This is a genomic window from Tissierella praeacuta DSM 18095 (assembly GCF_900128955.1).
Lineage (GTDB): Bacteria > Bacillota > Clostridia > Tissierellales > Tissierellaceae > Tissierella > Tissierella praeacuta.
This window is the reverse complement of the sequence record NZ_FQTY01000032.1, coordinates 1-6509: the sequence shown is the minus strand read 5'-3', so window position 1 is coordinate 6509 and position 6509 is coordinate 1. Positions and strand designations below refer to the sequence as shown.

The following is a 6509-nucleotide window of genomic DNA, read 5'->3' as shown; positions in this document are numbered from 1 at the left end:
GATCCTTTTCCGTCAAGATAATCCTTTACAGCCATATTTTTAACATCTATTGAGTAAACTGTATTTTTAGAGGTGTTATTCAAACCATGAATACCTAATGATTCATAGTTACGTATCCATCTTTCTAAAGTTGATTTACTAACACCAACTAGTTTAGCTGTATGGGTGATGGAATCCTCTCCTCTTATACATATATTAATATATTTAAGTTTTTCATCTGCTGTAAATCTACTTTTTCTTCCCATAAAAATACTCCTCCTTGTGGTAAACAGTTTTTTTATTTAAACTGTCTACTACAAGGGGAGCATATCATTTAAAAGGTTTGTTTTTTGTTTAATTAAAATTCTAAAGCAAAATAACCAGCCATTTCGTCAGAGTATGCTATAATAGTATCTAATATAAAATATGATATTTTTAAGTTTAAAGATAATGCAAAATCCAAATCATTTTTAAAACTGGTTTTTAATGAATACTCTTCTACTACTTCAGTTATATACTCTTTTATAGTTCTTTTTAATTTCGCCTGTGGGATGTTATATATATCTAAATCATCGGTGTTTATTACATTCTTTTTAAAATCATGTTTTGTTGCAAAATCATTTAATTGAGATTCGTATTTTATATGTTTTATCATACTGTCAGTAAATGTCCATCTATTTGCATGGGGTAAACATACATAATCACTCAAATAATGAGATATAACACCTATTTTTTTACTTAATATTTTAATAGCTAACGGGTCAAGTATCTTATTAAACTCCAAATATCTACTGATAAATATAACCTTCATAATTTCCTTGGCAATAAAATTTAAACTTTCTTCTTTATAATGTCTAATGAATTTATATTGAGGAAGTATATCAGGGCATACTGAACCCCATAACAGTTTTTGCTTATCTAATTTTAAACCATATATATCAAATACATTATCATATACCTTTGATGCAATAATTTTATGAGAATCTGAAAATATTTTAAACACCCCTTTATAAAATTCTATGTCTTAATTATAGTATAATAATTAAAAAATAAAGTCAACATAAAATATTTATCAATATTATGATAAATATTCCTTTAAATAATTATTATACAATAAAAAATCATCTTTATTAAAAAGAACAAATGTAATATCTAAACCAAATTCTTCTTTATCTATAAAGTCCATAATTGCTTTTACAGCAATTTTCATTGCATCTTCAATTGGATATCCATAAGCACCAGTAGATATAGATGGAAAAGCAATTGTTTTGATACTGTATTCTTTAGCAAGCATCAAAGAATTATAATAAGCATTATATAATAGTTTTTGTTCTCTTTCTTCTCCATTTTCATATATTGGTCCTACTGTATGTATCACATATTTACTTGGAAGATTTCCAGCAGTAGTTATCCTAGCTTCTCCAGTAGGACATCCTCCAATTTTCTTACATTGCTCCAAAATTCTTTTCCCACCTACTTTATGTATTGCTCCATCAACACCACCACCTCCTAATAAGGTGTTGTTTGCAGCATTTACTATTGCATCTGCTTCTATTTCTGTTATATCTCCTAATATAATATTAATCTGTATATTTTTGTATCTAAACATAAAATCACTCCTATAATCTAAATATAACTCAATATCCTCATATTAATTCAATACCTTATGCAAACTATCCCAAACATCAGCAGTTTCAAATCCTTTTCTCCAAGATGCTATGCCCGCCAATTCATATTTATGAACTAATGAAGCTTTAATTTCTAAAGACTTTTTGTTCTCTAACCATATTTTGTATATCTTTTCATCTTTCTCTATTTGTCCATAATATTGAAGAGAGTTGTCATCCCAAATTAAATCCATATTATTTTCTGATATAAACTTATTGGCCATTTCCATTGATAATGCTTGAGAACTTACTTTTCCATCCTTTTCCACCCATAACCTTGTATATAATGGTACCCCTAAAATTAATTTATTATTAGGAATATATTCTAGTACTCCTAATATGGTTTTTTCAACCCAAGAATATTCTGCAACTGATCCAGCAATTGGACTACTTGCCCAATGTTGATCATATGCCATTAAAATCATATAATCTACAGCCTCTGAAAGTCTTTTTCTATCATAGCATAAAGACCAATTTTCAGCTGTAGATATACCTGTTACATCTATAGATACACTCATTCCTGCCTCTTTAAATACTGGATATAACTCTCTAACAAATTGTGTAAGTAAATCTTTAGTTTTTAAATGTACATTTTCAAAATCAATATTAATTCCTTGAAATCCATAGTATTTATATAATTCTAGTATATCTTTTATTAATTTTTCTCTCGTACTGCTCTTTGATAACAATTCATGGGTTAAATCAGGATCAAAATTATTATTAATCAATGGCCATATTTCATATCCTAAATCATTATATTTTCTTACATATTCTGTATTTCCTTTATCTAGTATACTTTCTTCACCATTAATAGAAAACCATGTAGGAGATATTATATTTACTCCTGGAATTAAATTTATTCCATCTGTATTTTTCACTTTTCTATAGGTGTAGTCCCATGTAAGATTTATAGGCTTTTTATTAAATCCCTTTAGACTGTCTTCCATGGTTTTTTCTACTTTAAATAACTCCTTAGTATAATTTATCTTTAAATATTTCTTTTCAATAAATCCTGGTATTCCATTTATTGTTCTTACTTTGTACCAAGATTCGTATTCTGCATAAACATTTAATATAGTCCCTATGGGCATATCTTTTACTAAAATAGGTGCTTTTATATCTAAATTACTTCTTATTACTGCTCCATCTAAAATTATTTCACCACTTAAATAGTTTATATCTTTATAATCTAAAACAACAGCATTTGTGTCTTCAAAATAATTAACTTCTATATTGTAATTTTTTAAAATTACATCTATAGGGATATATATTTTTTCATTAATTTTTTTTATAGTATTAGTAGTTAGAAATTCTTTGCTATTAACTGTAGCAATATTATTATCTAACTTATACCTAAGAACTTTTTCTTTATTTGTAATTATAAGTACATCTTCTGAATCATCATAAAATATGTCTTTATCTATGAAATTATTAATAACGGGAAGTGAAAAATATAATATATCGTCATAAAACAATACTGCATCTTCATTATCTACTTCTTGTTCTTCAACAATTAAATATAGCTCATCAGAATATGAAATTACTTTTTTACTAGGTTGTAGCTGCCAATAATATGCAACTCCTACTATACATCCTATTATAAGGAATATCAAAGATATTAAAGTAAATTTTTTCACTTAATCCCCCCATTAAAATTCAATAATATTTTATCCTCCATAAATAGTATAATAGAAACTTTATGTTTATACAAATATAATTAATATTAATTTATTATACAAACAAGTAGTCAATATTTAATTAATGACTACTTGTTATTAAATTTTTATATTATTCATTTCTATAATAAAAATATATTATTTTCTTTACATTCTTGTAATATTTCTTCTGTCCATACTGATGCCTGGACTTCTCCTATATGCTTTTTCTCTAGGAAAAACATACATATCCTTGACTGCCCTATTCCTCCTCCAACTGTAGTTGGCAGTTCTCCATTTAACAATTGTTTATGATATTCCAGGGATTTTCTTTCCTCCGCATTTGCTACTTTTAATTGTTTTTCCAAAGCTGCTTCATCAACTCTTATACCCATACTGGATAACTCCAATGCTGTATTTGTTATAGGATTCCAAAATATAATATCTCCATTTAAATTCCAATCATCATAGTCAGGAGATCTAGTTCCATGAGGTTTTCCAGAAGCTAATGGCTCGCCAATTTTTGATACAAATACTGCTCCATATTCTTCTGCTATAAAATGTTCTCTTTTTTCTGGTGTTTCATTAGGATATAAATCTTCTAATTCTTGGCTAGTAATAAATTTTATATCTTTTGGTAATTTTTTTGTAAGAATCTTAGGATATAAAGTATTTATATACTTTTCAGTTTCCGTAAATACATCATAGATATCTTTTACAATATTTCTTAAATACTCAGTAGTTCTATCACTTTTTTTTATAACCTTTTCCCAGTCCCATTGATCTACATATATTGAATGTATATTGTCTAATACTTCATCTGGTCGTATCGCATTCATATCTGCATATAACCCTTCATCAATACCAAATTCATAGGACTTTAATGCTAATCTTTTCCATTTTGCTAAAGATTGAACTATTTCAATCCTCTCATTGTATTTTCTCATTTCAAAAGATACTGCCTTTTCAACTCCAGTAAGATTATCATTTAATCCACTTTCTGGTGTTACAAATAATGGTGCTGATACCCTAATTAAATTTAATTTTTCTGATAGCTTTCTTTCAAAATAATCTTTTATTTGTTTTATTGCTATTTGAGTTTCTCTTGGATTTAATCTTATCATTTTTACTCCTCCTATTTTAAAGTTTATACATCAACTCACAACCTTCGTTGTGTTAGGTCATAAAAAAACCTTTCATCCAAATAAAGGACGAAAGGTTAATTTCCGCGGTACCACCTTAGTTAGCAATATGCTCACTTGAATATAAGTACGGACTGTATTACAATCGATACTCCATAGTCGATATCAGGCTATCCCCGTCTAAGCCTACTCTTTTTCAATTTCGGTTAGATGCTCAAGAATGTTCTTCATTTACTGATTGGTATCGGACTTCCACCACCGCCGACTCTCTATAACACCCTCAATAAATTACTCTTTCTATCAAAGCATTATTTTTAAATTATTATTAGTATAGCTTGATATTAGGATAAAGTCAAGGAAATTTTAAAAAGTTTTTAAAATTTATATCTAATATTTATTCTAATAATTCCATATCATAAATTGTATAATCACATCTATATATAAAAAGATATTTACCATCTATTAATATTCCTGTAGATTTATCTATTCCTGTTGCAAAATAACTAACTTTATTTCCTACAAATGTAGCTAATGGTTTTCCAGACTGTGACCTTATTAATACTACTCTGGCTTTTCCAGAAGTGAGATTTGTCATATCATTTACCATTCTATTAATAAAGGGAGTGGATCTATTAATATTTTCAATATCAACTTTTTTACTGTATTCATTAAATATATCGGTTAAACCTTCTTCATAAAGGATTAAACTACTACCAACATGAACCATTGATTTTCCGCCTATAGTCAAATTTATTACAGAAGATTTATTAATTATATTTCCTTCTTCGTCTTTGGAATTAAACTTATCTTCCGAAGTAATGCTTATTGAATTACCCTTTATACTATCAATAATATTACTTTCTTCATCATAAGTCTGTATTGTAGCCGTCCTACCTCTTAAATTCTCCTTCATTTTTCCAATTTCATTACTAAATAATGCACATCCATTTAACATTGATAATATTGGTATTAAAACTACTAATAATATTATAAATTTTTTTCTTTTAATTTTCATATAAAATCCCTCCCTCAATTATATTAAAATAATATAAACTGTATTTCAACTATTAAATTAAATCTAATATTGTAAACATGATAAAAAAGTATCCCCGATGGATATAAAAAATAAAAGCTTAAATGAGAAAAAAGTCATTCAAGCTTTTATGTATCGTGGATACTAATGGCGTACCCTGAGGGAGTCGAACCCCCGACCTTCTGGTTCGTAGCCAGACACTCTATCCAGCTGAGCTAAGGGTACATAGAATAAATAAGCCCTAAGGACTAATAAACTATAACCTATGGGCACATATATGGAGCGGGTGAAGGGGATCGAACCCTCGCAACCAGCTTGGAAGGCTGGGGCTCTACCACTGAGCTACACCCGCACAATTAAATAAAATTTAAAAAAATGAAGAATATATACTCTTCATAAGAAAGTTCTGGAGCGGAAGACGAGATTCGAACTCGCGACCCTCGCCTTGGCAAGGCGATGCTCTACCACTGAGCCACTTCCGCATATATAAATCATTGAATATACATATGGTGGAGGAGACTGGATTCGAACCAGTGAAAGCTTAGCTAACGGATTTACAGTCCGTCCCCTTTAGCCTCTTGGGTACTCCTCCTTATCTTTATTGATGGAGCCCAAAGGACTACCTTATTATACTCTACTATTTTCCTACGGAGCACATGGAAGTAAGTTAATGGAGCTGGCGAGAGGAATTGAACCCCCAACCTACTGATTACAAGTCAGTTGCTCTGCCGATTGAGCTACGCCAGCAAGTTTGTTATTGCTTGTTAAGTTAGGTTGTAAAATTGGCGACCTGGAAGGGACTCGAACCCTCGACCTCCAGCGTGACAGGCTGGCATTCTAACCATCTGAACTACCAGGCCGCGAATATTTGGTGGGCACAACAGGGCTCGAACCTGTGACCCCCTGCTTGTAAGGCAGGTGCTCTCCCAACTGAGCTATGCGCCCAAATACATAAATGGTGACCCCACCGGGATTCGAACCCGGGTTACCGCCGTGAAAGGGCGATGTCTTAACCGCTTGACCATGGGGCCTT

Annotated in this window: 6 protein-coding genes, 8 tRNA genes and 1 other annotated feature; all 14 genes read right to left on the bottom strand. The window is 30.0% G+C overall.

Features of this window, described 5'->3' with window-relative positions; all coding sequences use genetic code 11:
* A partial coding sequence (locus BUB33_RS15530; protein ID WP_143154914.1) for a helix-turn-helix domain-containing protein occupies positions 1 to 245 on the bottom strand: 245 nt, incomplete at its 3' end.
* A gap of 92 nt (positions 246 to 337) precedes the next feature.
* Entirely contained in the window at positions 338 to 982 is a 645-nt protein-coding gene (locus tag BUB33_RS15525; protein WP_072978120.1) for a zinc dependent phospholipase C family protein, read from the bottom strand.
* 75 nt (positions 983 to 1057) lie between these two features.
* Positions 1058 to 1588 carry an O-acetyl-ADP-ribose deacetylase gene (locus BUB33_RS15520; RefSeq protein WP_072978118.1) on the bottom strand — a complete coding sequence of 177 codons (531 nt, stop codon included), beginning with the start codon at positions 1586 to 1588 and terminating at the stop codon, positions 1058 to 1060.
* Positions 1589 to 1630: 42 nt separating this feature from the next.
* The gene (locus BUB33_RS15515; RefSeq protein WP_072978116.1) at positions 1631 to 3283 is read right to left on the bottom strand and encodes a glycosyl hydrolase family 18 protein; all 1653 of its coding nucleotides are present in this window, start codon (positions 3281 to 3283) and stop codon (positions 1631 to 1633) included.
* 161 nt (positions 3284 to 3444) lie between these two features.
* Entirely contained in the window at positions 3445 to 4425 is a 981-nt protein-coding gene (asnA, locus tag BUB33_RS15510; protein ID WP_072978114.1) for an aspartate--ammonia ligase, read from the bottom strand.
* Positions 4426 to 4505: 80 nt separating this feature from the next.
* Positions 4506 to 4756, bottom strand: a binding site (T-box leader).
* Between the two features lie 81 nt (positions 4757 to 4837).
* On the bottom strand, positions 4838 to 5458 hold the full coding sequence (locus BUB33_RS15505) for a DUF5052 family protein (protein WP_072978112.1): 621 nt from the start codon (positions 5456 to 5458) through the stop codon (positions 4838 to 4840).
* A 166-nt stretch (positions 5459 to 5624) separates the two neighbouring features.
* Positions 5625 to 5701 (bottom strand) — tRNA-Arg (locus BUB33_RS15500).
* Between the two features lie 53 nt (positions 5702 to 5754).
* Positions 5755 to 5828, bottom strand: a tRNA-Gly gene (locus tag BUB33_RS15495).
* Positions 5829 to 5883: 55 nt separating this feature from the next.
* Positions 5884 to 5958, bottom strand: a tRNA-Gly gene (locus tag BUB33_RS15490).
* A 25-nt stretch (positions 5959 to 5983) separates the two neighbouring features.
* Positions 5984 to 6068, bottom strand: a tRNA-Tyr gene (locus tag BUB33_RS15485).
* Between the two features lie 79 nt (positions 6069 to 6147).
* A tRNA-Thr gene (locus BUB33_RS15480) sits at positions 6148 to 6223 on the bottom strand.
* A gap of 36 nt (positions 6224 to 6259) precedes the next feature.
* A tRNA-Asp gene (locus BUB33_RS15475) sits at positions 6260 to 6336 on the bottom strand.
* A 9-nt stretch (positions 6337 to 6345) separates the two neighbouring features.
* Positions 6346 to 6421, bottom strand: a tRNA-Val gene (locus BUB33_RS15470).
* Between the two features lie 11 nt (positions 6422 to 6432).
* Positions 6433 to 6507, bottom strand: a tRNA-Glu gene (locus tag BUB33_RS15465).
* Positions 6508 to 6509 lie beyond the last annotated feature (2 nt).